This is a genomic window from Xylanibacter ruminicola (assembly GCF_900142525.1).
GTDB classification, from domain to species: domain Bacteria; phylum Bacteroidota; class Bacteroidia; order Bacteroidales; family Bacteroidaceae; genus Prevotella; species Prevotella ruminicola_A.
The window spans coordinates 24,251-39,141 of the sequence record NZ_FRBD01000023.1 but is presented as its reverse complement, the minus strand read 5'-3'; the positions used below and the strand labels follow the sequence as shown (position 1 = coordinate 39,141).

13 protein-coding genes and 1 pseudogene are annotated in these 14,891 nt (G+C 47.6%); 4 read left to right on the top strand and 10 right to left on the bottom strand.

The annotated features are described in order from the left end of the window. Nucleotides 1-35 precede the first annotated feature (35 nt). Entirely contained in the window at nt 36-1,037 is a 1,002-nt protein-coding gene (locus BUB86_RS14220; RefSeq protein WP_073210689.1) for a hypothetical protein, read from the bottom strand. A 130-nt stretch (nt 1,038-1,167) separates the two neighbouring features. On the opposite strand from BUB86_RS14220, the gene prmA reads away from it, so the two are divergent. Then, nucleotides 1,168-2,016 (top strand): 50S ribosomal protein L11 methyltransferase, encoded by an 849-nt coding sequence (prmA, locus tag BUB86_RS14215; RefSeq protein ID WP_073210687.1) that lies wholly within the window; start codon nt 1,168-1,170, stop codon nt 2,014-2,016. Nucleotides 2,017-2,200: 184 nt separating this feature from the next. Here prmA and BUB86_RS14210 read toward each other — a convergent pair whose 3' ends face one another. The 6 genes from BUB86_RS14210 to ilvD are packed head-to-tail and all read right to left on the bottom strand — an operon-like array spanning nt 2,201 to nt 8,987. Further along, nucleotides 2,201-3,106: a DMT family transporter gene (locus tag BUB86_RS14210; RefSeq protein WP_073210685.1), complete on the bottom strand. Its 906-nt coding sequence runs from the start codon at nt 3,104-3,106 to the stop codon at nt 2,201-2,203. A gap of 22 nt (nt 3,107-3,128) precedes the next feature. After that, nucleotides 3,129-4,115, bottom strand: a complete 987-nt coding sequence (locus BUB86_RS14205; protein ID WP_073210682.1) for a TlpA disulfide reductase family protein — start codon at nt 4,113-4,115, stop codon at nt 3,129-3,131. A gap of 14 nt (nt 4,116-4,129) precedes the next feature. Further along, nucleotides 4,130-4,873, bottom strand: coding sequence for an acyl-[acyl-carrier-protein] thioesterase (locus BUB86_RS14200; protein WP_073210680.1), 744 nt, complete (start codon nt 4,871-4,873; stop codon nt 4,130-4,132). Further along, entirely contained in the window at nt 4,866-5,405 is a 540-nt protein-coding gene (ilvN, locus tag BUB86_RS14195; RefSeq protein WP_073210678.1) for an acetolactate synthase small subunit, read from the bottom strand. The genes BUB86_RS14200 and ilvN overlap by 8 nt, the downstream gene beginning before the upstream one ends. Nucleotides 5,406-5,436: 31 nt before the next feature. Beyond that, entirely contained in the window at nt 5,437-7,146 is a 1,710-nt protein-coding gene (gene ilvB / locus BUB86_RS14190) for a biosynthetic-type acetolactate synthase large subunit (RefSeq protein WP_073210676.1), read from the bottom strand. Nucleotides 7,147-7,184: 38 nt separating this feature from the next. Beyond that, nucleotides 7,185-8,987 carry a dihydroxy-acid dehydratase gene (gene ilvD / locus BUB86_RS14185; protein WP_073210675.1) on the bottom strand — a complete coding sequence of 601 codons (1,803 nt, stop codon included), beginning with the start codon at nt 8,985-8,987 and terminating at the stop codon, nt 7,185-7,187. 126 nt (nt 8,988-9,113) lie between these two features. Here ilvD and BUB86_RS14180 point away from each other — a divergent pair, with 126 nt between their 5' ends. After that, nucleotides 9,114-11,561, top strand: a complete 2,448-nt coding sequence (locus BUB86_RS14180; RefSeq protein ID WP_073210672.1) for a DUF4982 domain-containing protein — start codon at nt 9,114-9,116, stop codon at nt 11,559-11,561. Here the strand turns inward: BUB86_RS14180 and BUB86_RS18060 are convergent, their stop codons facing one another. The 3 genes and pseudogenes from BUB86_RS18060 to xpt form a co-directional block, all read right to left on the bottom strand. Continuing rightward, nucleotides 11,562-11,690 carry a hypothetical protein gene (locus BUB86_RS18060; RefSeq protein WP_254795181.1) on the bottom strand — a complete coding sequence of 43 codons (129 nt, stop codon included), beginning with the start codon at nt 11,688-11,690 and terminating at the stop codon, nt 11,562-11,564. Continuing rightward, entirely contained in the window at nt 11,687-13,129 is a 1,443-nt protein-coding gene (gene preA / locus BUB86_RS14175) for an NAD-dependent dihydropyrimidine dehydrogenase subunit PreA (protein ID WP_410543948.1), read from the bottom strand. The genes BUB86_RS18060 and preA overlap by 4 nt, the downstream gene beginning before the upstream one ends. Nucleotides 13,130-13,147: 18 nt before the next feature. Then, a pseudogene (xpt, locus tag BUB86_RS17735) lies at nt 13,148-13,714 on the bottom strand (xanthine phosphoribosyltransferase); the annotation flags it as partial. A gap of 277 nt (nt 13,715-13,991) precedes the next feature. On the opposite strand from xpt, the gene fldA reads away from it, so the two are divergent. Together fldA and BUB86_RS14165 are read left to right on the top strand one after the other, a co-directional pair. Continuing rightward, nucleotides 13,992-14,486 carry a flavodoxin FldA gene (gene fldA / locus BUB86_RS14170; protein ID WP_073210668.1) on the top strand — a complete coding sequence of 165 codons (495 nt, stop codon included), beginning with the start codon at nt 13,992-13,994 and terminating at the stop codon, nt 14,484-14,486. Between the two features lie 22 nt (nt 14,487-14,508). After that, complete coding sequence (locus BUB86_RS14165; protein ID WP_073210666.1) at nt 14,509-14,880, top strand: DUF2023 family protein; 372 nt, start codon at nt 14,509-14,511, stop codon at nt 14,878-14,880. Nucleotides 14,881-14,891 lie beyond the last annotated feature (11 nt).

Here is a 14,891-nt window from a genome sequence, read left to right as displayed (position 1 = left end):
ATTCTATATTTTCAAAAAAACATTATATCAATCCGTTAACGACGTCCGCCCATATGGCTTCCGCCACCGCTTCCGCCGCCACTTCTGCCACCACCGCTGAAGCCGCCGCCAGAACGTCCACCGCCACCGAAGCTACCACTACTACTTGACGAGGAGCGCGACGGACTGCTATAGGTAGACGAAGAACGTGATGAGTTGTTATAAACGTTTCCGTTATCGATTGTACGGCGACCTACTCGCTGGCTATTACTATTGCTTCCATTGTTATTATACACACGATTTCCACTCATGCTGCTAGCCCTATCTCTCAAGCTGCCCATACGCTGACTATTGGTGGATACTGTATTACGATGTGCTGAGCGATAGTCAGTACGTCCGTGAACATCTATAGTACCTGCATTGCCTGTTCCTCGGTAAGCGATATGATGACCACCTCCGCCAGGATAATGTGGATAATAAGGATAGTATCCACCGTACCAATATGGCGAGTACCAGCTATAATATCCGTAATATGGCCATCCCCATGAAGTGTAGAATGGGTCATACCATCCATAGTACCAGGGATCATACCAGCTATAATAATAGGGGCTATACCATGAGCCGTAATACCAAGGCGAATACCAGGGATCGTACCAGCCAAATCCGTAGCGGCTATAATACCAAGGTGAGTGCCACGCAAACATACTGCTTCTACCAGCATTATATCCTGCCCAGAAAGCAGAGTTGTCGCTTACTTCGTAGTCGTCAAAACGCATCATCTTCTTGGTCAAGGCATAGTCCTCAGTTTCTAATGTATCTGATGGATAAACACCTCTTCCTTCTGTGAAGTCGATTACGTCTAGTTTGCTCGTATCACCGTCTATCACCTCATAGCTGCTCTCGGCTTTAGGCTGTGGAGCCACCATGGGGGTGTATTCCTTCACCTTCTCAACTTGTGCCTTTTTCTTTTTCGGTACAAAGTAGAGATCGTCATCCTGAGCCATCATTGCCAGAGGCATGGCTCCGATCAGCATTGAAATTAATAACAGTTTCTTCATCTTCTTATACGTTTTAATGATTCACGCTGCAAAAATACAACGAATTTTAGTGCAAAATTAGGGAAAAACCCTAACTTTTGATAGGATTTTCCCTATTTTTTGTAATTTTGCCTCAAAAATTAACTAAAATATGAAGTATTTTGAAGTAGAATTCACCATTTCGCCCCTATCGGCTGATGCTACCGATCTGCTTGCAGCACTTGCTGGCGAGGCAGGTTTTGAAACTTTCGAGGAAACAGAAACCGGTATTAAGGGATATGTTCAACAGAATCTGTTCGACGAAGAGACTCTGCGCAGTTGTATTGAAGATTTCCCGTTCGAAGGCACTCGTATAATATATAATGTACGTGAAGCCGAAGATCGCGACTGGAACGAACAGTGGGAACAAGAAGGATTTGATCCCATCATAATCGCCGATGGAAAATTAGTGATACACGACGGACGCCATCTACCTGAATGTAAAAGTGGAATCTCGATAGAAATTGATGCTAAACTCGCCTTCGGCACCGGTACGCACGAAACTACAAGAATGATTTGTTCACAGATAGAACAATACGCAAAAGGAGCCCGAGTGTTAGATTGCGGTACAGGTACCGGCATTCTCTCTATCGCCGCCCTCAAGTATGGCGCAGCTGAGGCTATAGGCTACGACATTGACGAGTGGAGTGTCGACAATGCCCGCCACAATGCAGTCATCAATCGAGTAGACAATCACTTTACATCACTGTTAGGCGATGCAAGCATTATCGACACTATCGATGGCGATTTCGATTTAATCATGGCAAATATCAACCGTAATATACTTTTGTCAGACATGCCACGTTTCGTAAACAAGATGCATCAGGGCTCCATACTCATCCTGAGCGGCTTCTATACAGCCGACATTCCCCTACTCGTCGAGAAAGCTGAGAACTTAGGTATTTCTCTTAAATCACAGATTCAAGATCACGATTGGGCTTGTTTGGTGTTTAGGTATTAATATGCAATTAATATAAAATATAAATATTGTTAATAATACACCATTGTTGCACGTATATCATTTTAAATATGTACCTTTGCACCCGATTTTTAATGGTTAAGGTTTATGGTTGATTAATTTAGTTTTTTACGGGAGAGGCTAGCAGTGAATGCTCGCCTCTCTTTGTTTTTATTCCTTAGTCATACTAATTCTTCCCTTTATTGATTATATAAATGCCAAGTGCAGCAAGACCTCCAGCGAGTGCATATTTCAAATGGAAGGTCTCTCCGAGACAAAGACACGAGGTAACAGCACCTACTATTGGAATCAGCGAATTGTAAATGGCAACCTTTCCCACCGGATTGCAACTGAGCAGTTTGTTGTAGAGTGCGAATCCGATAGCAGAGATAGCTATTAACAAGACGAGACAAATAATGCCAAGCAAATTGATATTTGGCAGAGTTCCACCAAGAATCAATCCTAAAGCAACAAGCAACAATCCTCCGATAGATAAACTATAGCCCGTACCAACAAACACATCTACCCTACGGCTTAGTCCTCTGGTCATCAGGTTAGAAAGTGCTCCACAAATGGCATTAAGTATTATCATACCATCGCCCAACAACGTAAATAATCCGCTTTCAGCACCTCCAAGATTCAAAGCCAAAATGCCGCTGAATCCAACGACACAACCAAGAATCTTACGTGACGTAAGCTTGTCGCTCTTAAAACAAGCACAGGCCAGTAATACCACAAGGAATGTGCTCAACGAATTAAGGATAGCAGCTCTTGAGCCTTCGCTATGTGACATGCCAATATAAAAGAAGAAATAGTGAAGTGTGGTGTTCATCAGCGCAAAGGCCAGGATGAAACTCCAATCTATTCTCCAGTTTGCCTTAAACGACCGCCCATTGACACGAGCCACCGACAATACAATCATGCCTGCTGCAGCAAAACGGATGCCAGCAAAAAGCATCTTGCTACCAGTCATGTCGGCAGTAATACCAAAGGCATTAAAGCCAATTTTGATAAGTGGGAATGCCCATCCCCATGCTATAGCAGCCGTCAGGGCAAACACAACTACCCATGCAGGCCGTTGAAATATGGACATTATTTATAACTATTGCAAAATATTATTCACCAAATATTTCTTTGAGCTTAGCATGCAGACCTTCAGCACGAAGACCACGAGCCACGATCTTACCCTGCGGGTCGATAAGTAAGTTATCAGGGATACTGTTAACGCTATACACCTCGGAAGCAACCGTACGCCAGAATTTGAGATCAGAAAGATGTACCCAAGGCATCTTGAGCTGCTCGATAGCCTTAACCCAAGCTTCTTTCTTGCTGTCGAACGATAGACCGACTACATCAAAACCTTTGGCATGATACTTATCATAGGCAGCTACCACATTTGGCATCTCACGGCGACAGGGACCACACCATGATGCCCAGAAGTCCACTAGTACCCAACGGCCCTTGCCTACATACTCGCTGAGTTTATGCATCTTACCATCGACATCGGCCTCCTCAAGGTCGGTGAACTGCTGACCGATAAAAGCCTTCTTCTGAGCCTCGATAGCCATCTCCTGAGCAATGTACTGTAACTTAGCCTTAGCCAAAGGATGTGAGGTCCAAGCAGGGCTTGTATTTACGATACTATCAAGACGCTCCATACCGAAGTGCTCGGCATACTCCTCGATGAAGGCAACGGGAATAAAGTTGTTGCGCTCATCCATAAAAATCTTCTCAACAGCAGTAGGGTTAGGATTTGCACAAGCCAGATCGTAACGCACCAGACGTTCGTTTACAGGTGATCCCATAAGGGTATTATCGTCGAGATTTACGCTCACAGGTGTACCATCGTTGAAGAAGAGAGTCATCCAAGATCCCTTCTCCTCGCCTACCGACATAAGCGCATTCTTATCGGCATCGCCACTAATAACGAACTTACCATCGGCTACAACTGCTGAGCCTAACAGAGCACGGGTTGCATTATTAAAAACAACCACCTTAGCGCCATTCTTGCTAGAGGTACCATTAACGGTGAAATGAGTTTGCTGAGCCACAACAGGCAGAGCAGCGAGCACAAAAAGTGCTGCAAATAAAATCTTTTTCATAAAAAAACTATTTCCTATTGATTAAAAATCACTTTACTGCGGCAACATTCCACATCGCCATCCTTACAGATACGCACGCAATACTCGTTCTCACCAGTCTGCATCATGTAGAACGAAAGGGTGTCGCCCTGATGAGCCTCGGCCACATAGGCAATCTCAAAACGACGGATGGTATGCTCACGATACCAATCGAGATTCCAAAGATCGAGCACATGCTCGATATACTTTACAGAATTGATGTGGCCATTGATATCCACATCGTTGTATTTAGTCTCGACAGTAGCAACAAGCTTAGCCGAATCATCCATCTTAACTCTTCCACCCTTGTCAATGGGACAATCCTTATCGCTAACAATCCAGTTATTGATGGCACCGTTGTCAATAGCAAATATATCGGTAGGCTGTCGACTTTCGGTATCAATCATTGCCCAGATAGAGCGACCATAACCATACACCTTGCCCTCGTCATCAACTACACGGAAATTACGACTAGTAAAGTATCGCATGGCAGATTCAACCCATGTCTCAATATTAAACTTGGTGTACATCTGCGGCAACTCATCCATCTCGATAGCTAAGCGCGAAAGCACCCACGAACGCTGAATAGTCATCAGATACTGCATGCCAAAGCCACGAGCCGTTGAATGGAAATCAGCAGCATTCAGCATGTGATTGCCCAGATGGCCCATAAACAGACGCTGCGAAAAGTCGCAATGGAAGGGCTCTGCCAGAAACTGGTATTTTCCTACTTTATCCATTCTCACGCTCCTCCAAAAATTCGCTTACTTGCTCCTGCATGCCACGAGTTACAGCAATACGTCCTGAGCGGGTGTACTGCAGCACGCAACCAAAGGTGTCGAGAGCACGGAACAGCGAGATAATATCCTCAGTAATACCATGCTTCATCACGATGGTGTACGTAGGGTTTACCTCTATGATATGTGCATCGAATCTACGGATGGTACGAGAGATTTCAGGATTCTCAAGCACCTTATCGGTAGACAGTTTATAAAGACCCGATTCACGGATGAACAACTGCTCATCGGTGAAGTAGTTAGCCTTTACCACATCTATCTTTTTCTCAATCTGACGGGTAATCTTTAAAATCTGGTCTTCGTCGCTCCAGGCGGTGATGGTGTACTTATGCACACCAGGAATACTGGATGCCGACACGTTAAGACTCTCAATATTGACCTGGCGACGGGTGAACACAGCGGTAATCTGATTCAAGATACCGGCTACGTTCTCCGAATATACCAGCAATGTATATAAATTCTTCCTATTTTCCATCAACTATCAATTATCAATTGTCAACTATCAATTAAACCTCCAACATCATCTTATCTACATCCATGCCCGGAGGTGTCATTGGCAGCACATTATCTTCTTCAAGGATAGCACACTCCAGCAGGAACGGACCATCAGTAGTAAGCATCTTCTCAACAGCTGCAGACAAATCCTTACGATTGGTCACAGCCTGATAAGAAATGCCGTAACCCTGAGCTATCGCCTCGTAACACGGATTGAGCATCTTGGTGAACGACTTACGTCGCATCCAGAACATATCCTGCCACTGGCGAACATTGCCCAGGTAGTGGTTATTCATCAGAATCATCTTGACAGGAACATGCTGCTCCATGATAGTACCCAATTCCTGGATACACATCTGGAAACCGCCATCGCCCATAAAGCAGCAAACCTGACGGTTTGGAGCAGCGAAGGTAGCACCGATAGCAGCAGGCAGACCATAGCCCATGGTTCCCAAGCCACCACTTGTACAGATACTGCGCTTATGGTGATACTTGAAGTAACGTGTTGCAAATAACTGATTCTGACCAACATCGGTTACAAGAATAGCATCATCAGCACTCTTCTCGGCAACCATATTTACCACCTCGCCCATACGCAGTGGGCCCTCCTTAGGATGAATAGCTGGCTCAATCACTTTTTCGCGTTCCTTCTTATCAAGCTCGCGGAACGAGTCACGCCATCCTTGATGACTATTCTCATTGATGAGCTCAGTCAGAGCTGGTAATGATTCCTTACAGTCGGCTACTACAGCCACCGTAGTCTTCACGTTCTTATCAATCTCACTTCGGTCTATATCCAGATGAATCACCTTGGCCTGTTTGGCGTAGGTTTTCAGGTTACCCGTCACACGATCAGAGAAACGCATACCGATGGCAATCAGCACATCGCACTCCTGCTCTTTCAGATTCACAGCATAGTTACCATGCATACCCAGCATACCCACATTAAGCGGATGATTAGATGGCAGAGCCGAGAGTCCTAACATGGTGCGACCAGCAGGAATATCGGCCTTCTCCAAGAAACGTATAAGTTCGCTCTGGGCATTACCCAACTCCACACCCTGACCAACTAAAGCCAAAGGCTTCTTAGCAGAGTTAATCAGTTCGGCAGCCTTCTGAACAGCATTCATATCGAGCTTAGGATAAGGCACATACGAACGAATGAAGTTACACTTCATGGGTTCCCAATCTATTTCCTCCGTCTGAGCATTCTTTGCAAAGTCGAGCACCACAGGACCAGGACGACCTGTGCGGGCGATGTAAAACGCACGGCTCACTGCCCACGCCACATCCTCGGCATGACGAATCTGGTAGCTCCACTTGGAAATAGGCTGCGACACACCTACAAGGTCAACCTCCTGGAAGGCATCGGTACCAAGGGCACCAATGGGCACCTGACCAGCTATCACCACAATAGGTGTAGAGTCCAGCATAGCATCGGCAATACCCGTCAAGGTGTTAGTAACACCTGGGCCACTAGTTACTAATGCCACGCCAACCTCACCACTCACGCGGGCATAGCCCTCAGCAGCGTGAGCTGCTCCTTGTTCGTGACGTACTAAAATATGGTCGAAACACTTCTTCTCGCCTCTTGTATAATCATAAAGCGCATCGTAAACAGGCATGATGCTGCCGCCAGGGTAACCAAAAATGGTTTTTACGCCCTCAGCCTGCAGCGCTCTCATCAGCGCTTTAGATCCTGTAATTCTATCTCTTAACATAATTCTCTAGCATTTCTAGTATATCTAGTATTTCAGCCTTAGTCGATAAGGCGAACGCCGCCTTTATCGGCCGAACTAACGCTCTGCGCATAAGCACGCAGGGCTTTTGAAACCACGCGGTTGCGCTTCAATGGCTGCTGTGGGCGTGCTGCCAACTCCTCATCGCTCAGTTTCACGCTGATAGAGCGACTTGGGATATCAATAACGATGATATCACCATCCTTAATCTTGCCGATGTTACCACCATTGGCTGCCTCGGGCGAGATATGTCCAATACTCAGGCCGCTGGTACCACCCGAGAAACGCCCATCGGTAATCAGGGCACACTCTTTTCCTAAGTGCATACTCTTAATATAAGAGGTGGGATACAGCATCTCCTGCATACCAGGACCACCCTTTGGTCCTTCGTGAGTGATCACCACACAGTCGCCACTCTTCACCTTACCGCCAAGGATTCCCTCACAGGCATCTTCCTGAGAGTCGAACACCACGGCTGGGCCCTCGAAGTGCCACAGGGCCTCATCCACACCGGCGGTCTTCACTACGCAACCATCCTGAGCGATGTTTCCAAAGAGTACTGCCAGTCCACCATCCTTGGTGTAAGCGTGCTCCAGGTCACGGATACAGCCGTTGGCGCGGTCGGTATCGAGCTCAGGCCATTGCTCGCTCTGTGATCCCATCTTGGTAGAGAAGCGGTTGCCAGGAGCGGTGTGATAGATGCGATCGGCCTCAGCATTAAGAGTGTCATCTACAATACTATATTTCTTCATAGCCTCACCAAGGGTCATGCCGTCCACACGGGGAGCAGAACCATCAATCAGGCCCCCTTTATTCAGTTCATTGAGGATACCTAGGATACCACCAGCACGACCGCACTCCTGAACCGAGTACTTCTGAGTGTTAGGAGCCAGTTTGCACAGACATGGTACGCGGCGACTCAACTCATCGATATCCTTCATCGTAAAGTCGGTACCAGCCTCCTGAGCTACTGCCAGCAGGTGCAGCACGGTGTTTGTCGAACCGCCCATAGCGATATCAAGCGCCATCGCATTCATAAAGGCCTTGCGGGTAGCGATGTTACGAGGCAATACGCTCTCGTCACCATCCTCATAGTAGGCAAAGGCGTTCTTCACCACCTGACGGGCAGCAGCCTTAAACAGCTCGATACGATTAGTATGGGTAGCCAGGATGGTACCATTGCCGGGCAAAGAGAGACCGATGGCCTCCGTGAGTGAGTTCATCGAGTTGGCGGTAAACATACCTGAACAGCTACCACAACCAGGACAAGCGCAACCCTCAATCTCCTTCATTTCCTCGTCAGTCACGCTGGGGTCGGCACCTTTTACCATAGCGGTAATCAGGTCGGCATTCTCGCCGCGCCATTTGCCAGCCTCCATAGGTCCGCCAGAGCAGAACACCGTGGGGATATTCAGTCGCATAGATGCCATCAGCATACCCGGAGTCACCTTGTCGCAGTTAGAGATGCAGATCATCGCATCGGCCTTGTGGGCATTCACCATATACTCTACGCTGTCGGCAATGATATCGCGACTTGGCAGCGAATACAGCATACCATCGTGCCCCATGGCGATACCATCGTCGATGGCAATCGTATTAAACTCTGCTGCATAACAGCCCATCTTCTCAATCTCTTCACGTACTATCTGTCCTATCTCGTGCAGATGTGTGTGACCAGGCACGAACTGGGTAAACGAGTTGACGACGGCAATAATTGGCTTACCAAACTGCTCGTGTTTCATACCCGTAGCAACCCACAATGCGCGGGCTCCTGCCATTCTTCTGCCTTCGGTGCAAACAGCACTCCTCAACTGGTGTTTCATTTCTTTTCCTTTATTTAGTTTGCGAATTTTAGCTGCAAAAATACATTAAATCTATCAAATAGCCAACAATTTCGAAATTTTTTAGTAAATTTGCAGCAAAATAATGATTACTAATTACAAATTGAAATGAAAAAGCAACTCATAACGATGCTCTTAGTTGCCCCACTTTCTGTGCTGGCGCAACCCAGAAAGGAGATTACTTTAAGCGATAATTGGAGCTTTAGTCACGACAAAAAGAAGTGGCAGACGGTAAGTGTGCCTCACGATTGGGCAATAGCCGGACCATTCGACAAGAAATGGGATTTGCAGAAGGTTGCCATCGAGCAGAATGGTGAGACAGAAGCTACAGAGAAAAGTGGCCGCAGCGGTGCTCTGCCTTGGATTGGCGTGGGGCACTATCGTCGAACCATCAACATTCCCCGTAAGTGGATGCATGCAGAACTATTGTTCGATGGAGCGATGGCCGAACCTACGGTATATCTTAACGGCGAAAAGGTTGGCTATTGGGCCTATGGTTATAACTCTTTCAAGATAGATATTACACCTTATATGAAGGCTGGCGAGAATCTACTAGAGGTAGATTTGCAGAATCTGGAGGAAAGCAGCCGCTGGTATCCCGGTGCAGGCATCTATCGCCCTGTCAAGCTGATTCTTACAGGCAATAGTATCATCGACCCTTGGAAGACCTTCATCCGCACCACCGACATCAGCCGAGGCAAGGCTCAGCTGGATATCACCGTTGGCGGCAACGATATCGACGAACAGAATAGCTTTGACATCGAACTCACCGATGCACAGGGCCGTGTGGTAGCTCAGCAGAAGGGCGTTGGCCTCACCTATCGCGGCGAAAAGAACCTACGCCTCACCGTTCAGGATCCTAAACTCTGGACACCCGAAACACCTTATTTATATCAGGCACGTATCAGGCTCTATCAGCAAGGCGATCTGGTCGACGAGGTTTCGCAGAAGTTTGGCATCCGCACCGTTCTGTGCTCTCGCGAGGGCGGTTTCCAGCTCAATGGCGTTACCCGCAAGCTCAAGGGTGTTTGTCTTCACCACGACCTTGGTCCGCTGGGTGCAGCCATCAACAAGTCGGCCCTTATCCGCCAGATCAAGATGATGAAGGCCATGGGCTGCGATGCTATCCGCACATCTCATAACATGCCCTCGCAGATGCAGATGGACATCTGCGATTCGCTGGGCATGATGGTGATGGCCGAGAGTTTCGATATGTGGAAATATCCCAAGTGTAAGAACGGCTACGCGCGGTTCTTCGACGAGTGGGCCGAGAAGGATCTCACCAACCTGATTGTTGTCAACCGAAATCACCCCTGCATCGTGATGTGGAGCATCGGTAACGAGATTCCAGAGCAGGGTTCAGCCGAGGGACGCCTCATTTCTATCCGCCTGCAGGGACTCTGCAATAATCTCGACCCCACCCGACCTGTTACTCAGGGTATGGACCACGCCGAGAAGTCGCTCGATGGTGGTTTCGCACAGGTGATGAATGTGCCCGGCTTCAACTATCGCGTACATAAATATCAGCAGAACATTGAGCGCCTGCCTCAGGGATTCCTGTTGGGTTCTGAGACGGCATCTACTGTCAGCTCACGTGGCGTTTATAAGTTCCCTGTCGAGGTTACCGATAATTCGCTGTATGCCTCGTGGTCGCCCAATTATATTCCTGGAGCTATCGACAAGGCTGATGGCCAATGTTCGAGCTACGACGTAGAATATTGTTCGTGGAGCAATCTGCCTGATGACGACTGGGTATGGCAGGACGATAAGTCTTGGGTGATAGGCGAGTTTGTATGGACCGGCTACGATTATCTGGGCGAGCCAACACCTTATGATGAGTATTGGCCCTCGCGCAGCAGTTACTTCGGCATTTGCGATTTAGCCGGACTACCTAAAGATCGTTACTATCTCTATCGCAGCCATTGGAACACTCAGCAGCACACCATCCATCTGCTACCGCATTGGAGCTTCGATAAGGAGCGCCGCGGCAAGGTAACACCTGTGTATTGCTATACCGACTATCCAACCGCCGAACTGTTTGTAAACGGCAAGAGTCAGGGCAAGATCAGCAAGAACCCCAACAGCCGCTTAGATCGCTATCGTCTGCGTTGGAACGATGTAAAATATCAGCCTGGCGAGCTGAAAGTGGTGGTTTACGATGCCCAGGGCAACAAGGCTGGCGAGAAGACAATCTGTACAGCCGGCAAACCTGCAGCATTACAGCTCGATACCTGGACGCAGCACGATGCACCAAAGCTAAAGGCAGATGGCGATGATATGGCATTTGTTACCGTATCGCTTACCGATGCTAAAGGAATCCTGATTCCTGATGCCGGCGATCAGCTGAAGTTCGAGGTATCAGGTGCTGGTAGCTTCGAGGCCGTATGTAATGGCGATGCCACCAGCCTAGAGCCATTCAAGCAGCCTACGATGAAGCTGTTTAATGGTCAGTTGGTAGTCATCGTTCGTGCTGCCAAGACTCCAGGCATTGCCACGCTCAAGGTCACAGATAAGAAACGCAACATCAGCAAGATTTTACAGATTAGTGTGGAATAATCAGAATTCGTACCCAAGGTTAATGAAGAAGTACGGCTCTTTGGTGCGGTTGCTGTAGCCTAGGGTGGCACCAATAGGGCCAGCAATCGTATGATAGTAATAAGCCATCTGCACGCCCTTTTTCATCATTTCTTTGTAATACGCTTGGTTACTGAAATGGCCCCCGTTGGGCATATCAGGCGACAGAGGTGGCATCCTACGCACTTGGTTCCCACAAGACGAGGACGACGGGTTTCGCTATCGAAGACTATAGCCTGATGTCCGCCATCGCTACACGACACTTCACAACGCCCGCAACCTACACACATTTCCTTGTCAAACTTAGGATAGATAATGGTGTCGCGATCCAGATGATCGGGGTTCAGGAACTTGGGCAGATGCTCGCCAACCAGCTGCTGCAGTTCGTTTACACCACGCTTGGCCATAAAGCGTTGCAGACCAAGAATCAGGTCGTCTATGATGCGATAGCCGTACTGCATAACAGCAGTACATACCTGCACATTACTACAGCCCAGTTGGATAAACTCCAAGGCATCCCGCCACGTCTCGATACCGCCGATTCCACTCAAAACGGGCTTCTGAGGCATCTGAGCTAGCTCCAGAATGTGGCGCAGGGCTATGGGGCGCACGGCACGTCCTGAATATCCGGAGATAGTACGCCTGCCGGTAACCTCGGCATCAGAGGCCATCGTTACCGACTTGATGGTGTTGATAGCCGAAATGGCATCGGCACCCGCCTGCAAACAAGCTTCGGCAGGTTCGGTGATATGGGTGATGTTAGGCGTCATCTTCGGGATCACGGGAATCTTCACACTACTTTTTACGCAGGCGGTATAGGAGTTCACCAGCTCTTGGCTCTGTCCCACATCGCTGCCCATGCCTTTATGTTTCATCTGCGGACACGAGAAGTTCAGTTCTACGGCATCGCAGCCTGCCTCTTCAGCCATCTTCGCCAACTTCATCCACTCTTCCTCTGTCTGTCCCATAATCGAGGCAATGACAACCTTCGTGGGATAGTCCTTTTTCAGTCGGCGCAGAATGTCGAAGTCCTCCTCCACGGGATTCTCGCTCAGCTGCTCCATATTGCGGAAGCCGTAGAAATCGCCATGAGTAGCATTATTGTGCATGGCATCGAAAAGTGGCGACACCTCTTTGATTTCCTGCATACAGATGGTCTTGTAGAATACGCCAGCCCATCCGGCTTTAAAGGCGTTAGCCACCATCTCGTAGTTAATGCAAACAGCAGATGATGCCAGGAAGAAGGGATTCTCGCATTTAATACCACAGAAAATGATGCCAAGATCGGGATAACAGCTGTCGTCCACATCGTCTTTATGTATGCTATGTACCACCTCTTTTATACGTATAGGCCAGTTGTAGTGTATGCAGGCCTGTTCTGCCCGTTCCAGGTCGGCATCGCTGCAATCCTTCACCCAGCGCAGTGCCGGTTTGTGGTTGTCAAAGCGGATAGCACGCAGGGCTCTTGCAGGATCTCCTGTCTTACAAGCCTTGGTACAAGGAGCATCCTGGCACAGCAAGCAGCGGTTAGCCTCCTCGTAGATGTTCACTTTTCTGAGTTTCACACCCTTCAATTTAATCTGGTTGTTTTCCAATGCCTCAATGATAGCCAAACTCTCTATGTGCTTCACTCCAGCCTCGGCTAGTACCTTGCGGCCCTCTTGGAATTCCTTCTCAATGATAAATCCCATACCAATAAGTGTAGCCCCAGCTTGTTTACACAGGTCAACCACACCAACACCGGTATTGCCAAAAGCCAGAAAATCATCAACAAAGAGTACGCGATCATCGGACGACAGATACTCCTTACTGATAATCAGCGTATAGTCTCTTTGTTTAGTAAACGAGCGCACCTTTGATACATAGAAATTGTTCATCGTAGATGGCTGTTTCTTCTTGGCGAATACCACAGGTAGCTCCATCAGATAGCCAAGCATAACAGCAGGTGCAATGCCTGAGGCCTCGACGGTAAGAATCTTCGTAGGCCGTTCATTGGCAAAGCGGTTCATAAACTCTACCGCAACCTGTTTCATCAGGTAGGGGTCCATCTGGTGGTTGATAAAACGGTCAACCTTCAATATGCCACCGTCCAGACAGTGGCCGTCTTGCAAAATGCGATTAATCAACGATTTCATAGGCGTTCATATTAATATTTAGTTTCGTAATAGGTTTTATGCCGACAAATATACACAAAATTTCAAATCTAACAAATACTTTATAAAAAAAGTTGTTCAATAATAGGTAAACAGTCATATCCGCTATCTGTTTACATACCTATTAATGATTAATTCGTTTTGTAAATTCCATAACAAGTAGTCCAGACAAAAGCCCCATTTTTGAGTATTGTGTACTTGAAGGAATCGCCGTACCTTTGCACCCGGATTTTTAAGCCATTTAAAAGTAATAATAAAAATGAATGCAACAATTGTAGTTTACGGTTCCTCTACAGGAACATGCGAGGCTATCGCAGAGAAGATAGCACAAAAGTTGGGATGTGAGGCCATCAATGTACAAGACCTTACTGCCGATGTAGTTAACAACAACCAGAACCTGATTCTCGGCACTTCAACCTGGGGCGCCGGCGAGTTGCAGGACGACTGGTACGATGGACTGAAGGTACTACAGGGAGCCGACCTCTCTGGCAAGACTATCGCCCTCTTTGGTTGTGGCGACAGTTCTACCTATAGCGACACCTTCGTGGGAGGCATCGGCGAGTTGTACAACGGCATCAAGGCCAGTGGTGCAAAGTTTGTAGGTGCTGTTGAGACCGATGGTTACACTTTCGACGACTCAGAGGCTTTGGTTGATGGCAAGTTCATCGGACTTCCACTCGACGACATCAACGAAGACGACAAGACCGATACACGTATCGAAGCTTGGATTGCAACTATATCTCCTAATTTATAAAATATAAAAACTAGATAGCTATATGAGACAAACCGACATTATGCCAACAGAGTTAAAGGTTCTTTCAAATCATATCTACGAGCTCCAGAAAGGAGTACGCCAGATGGTACTGTTCACATGTCCCAAGCAATATGAAGAATGTGCACGGAAGCGCCTGTGCAGTCAGAATATGGACTTTGTGCTGCAGCCAGCAGGCAAAAACAACCTTAACTTCTATATTGGCCGCAAGGAATGTCTCAATGCCATCAGGTTAATCGTAACCCGACCATTAAACGAGCTTTCGCCCGAGGAGGATTTCATCCTCGGTGCGATGCTCGGTTACGATCTCTGCGCCCAGTGCGAACGCTATTGCGAGAGAAAATGCAAAAAGAAATGCAATAAATGTAAAAACTAACATTCAATATC

What these genes read in the sequence shown, in the direction of transcription:
- BUB86_RS14220 (WP_073210689.1), bottom strand. Translation starts at nt 1,037, where the DNA reads ATGAAGAAACTGTTATTAATTTCAATGCTGATCGGAGCCATGCCTCTG.
- prmA (WP_073210687.1), top strand. Translation starts at nt 1,168, where the DNA reads ATGAAGTATTTTGAAGTAGAATTCACCATTTCGCCCCTATCGGCTGAT.
- BUB86_RS14210 (WP_073210685.1), bottom strand. Translation starts at nt 3,106, where the DNA reads ATGTCCATATTTCAACGGCCTGCATGGGTAGTTGTGTTTGCCCTGACG.
- BUB86_RS14205 (WP_073210682.1), bottom strand. Translation starts at nt 4,115, where the DNA reads ATGAAAAAGATTTTATTTGCAGCACTTTTTGTGCTCGCTGCTCTGCCT.
- BUB86_RS14200 (WP_073210680.1), bottom strand. Translation starts at nt 4,873, where the DNA reads ATGGATAAAGTAGGAAAATACCAGTTTCTGGCAGAGCCCTTCCATTGC.
- ilvN (WP_073210678.1), bottom strand. Translation starts at nt 5,405, where the DNA reads ATGGAAAATAGGAAGAATTTATATACATTGCTGGTATATTCGGAGAAC.
- ilvB (WP_073210676.1), bottom strand. Translation starts at nt 7,146, where the DNA reads ATGTTAAGAGATAGAATTACAGGATCTAAAGCGCTGATGAGAGCGCTG.
- ilvD (WP_073210675.1), bottom strand. Translation starts at nt 8,987, where the DNA reads ATGAAACACCAGTTGAGGAGTGCTGTTTGCACCGAAGGCAGAAGAATG.
- BUB86_RS14180 (WP_073210672.1), top strand. Translation starts at nt 9,114, where the DNA reads ATGAAAAAGCAACTCATAACGATGCTCTTAGTTGCCCCACTTTCTGTG.
- BUB86_RS18060 (WP_254795181.1), bottom strand. Translation starts at nt 11,690, where the DNA reads ATGATGAAAAAGGGCGTGCAGATGGCTTATTACTATCATACGATTGCT.
- fldA (WP_073210668.1), top strand. Translation starts at nt 13,992, where the DNA reads ATGAATGCAACAATTGTAGTTTACGGTTCCTCTACAGGAACATGCGAG.
- BUB86_RS14165 (WP_073210666.1), top strand. Translation starts at nt 14,509, where the DNA reads ATGAGACAAACCGACATTATGCCAACAGAGTTAAAGGTTCTTTCAAAT.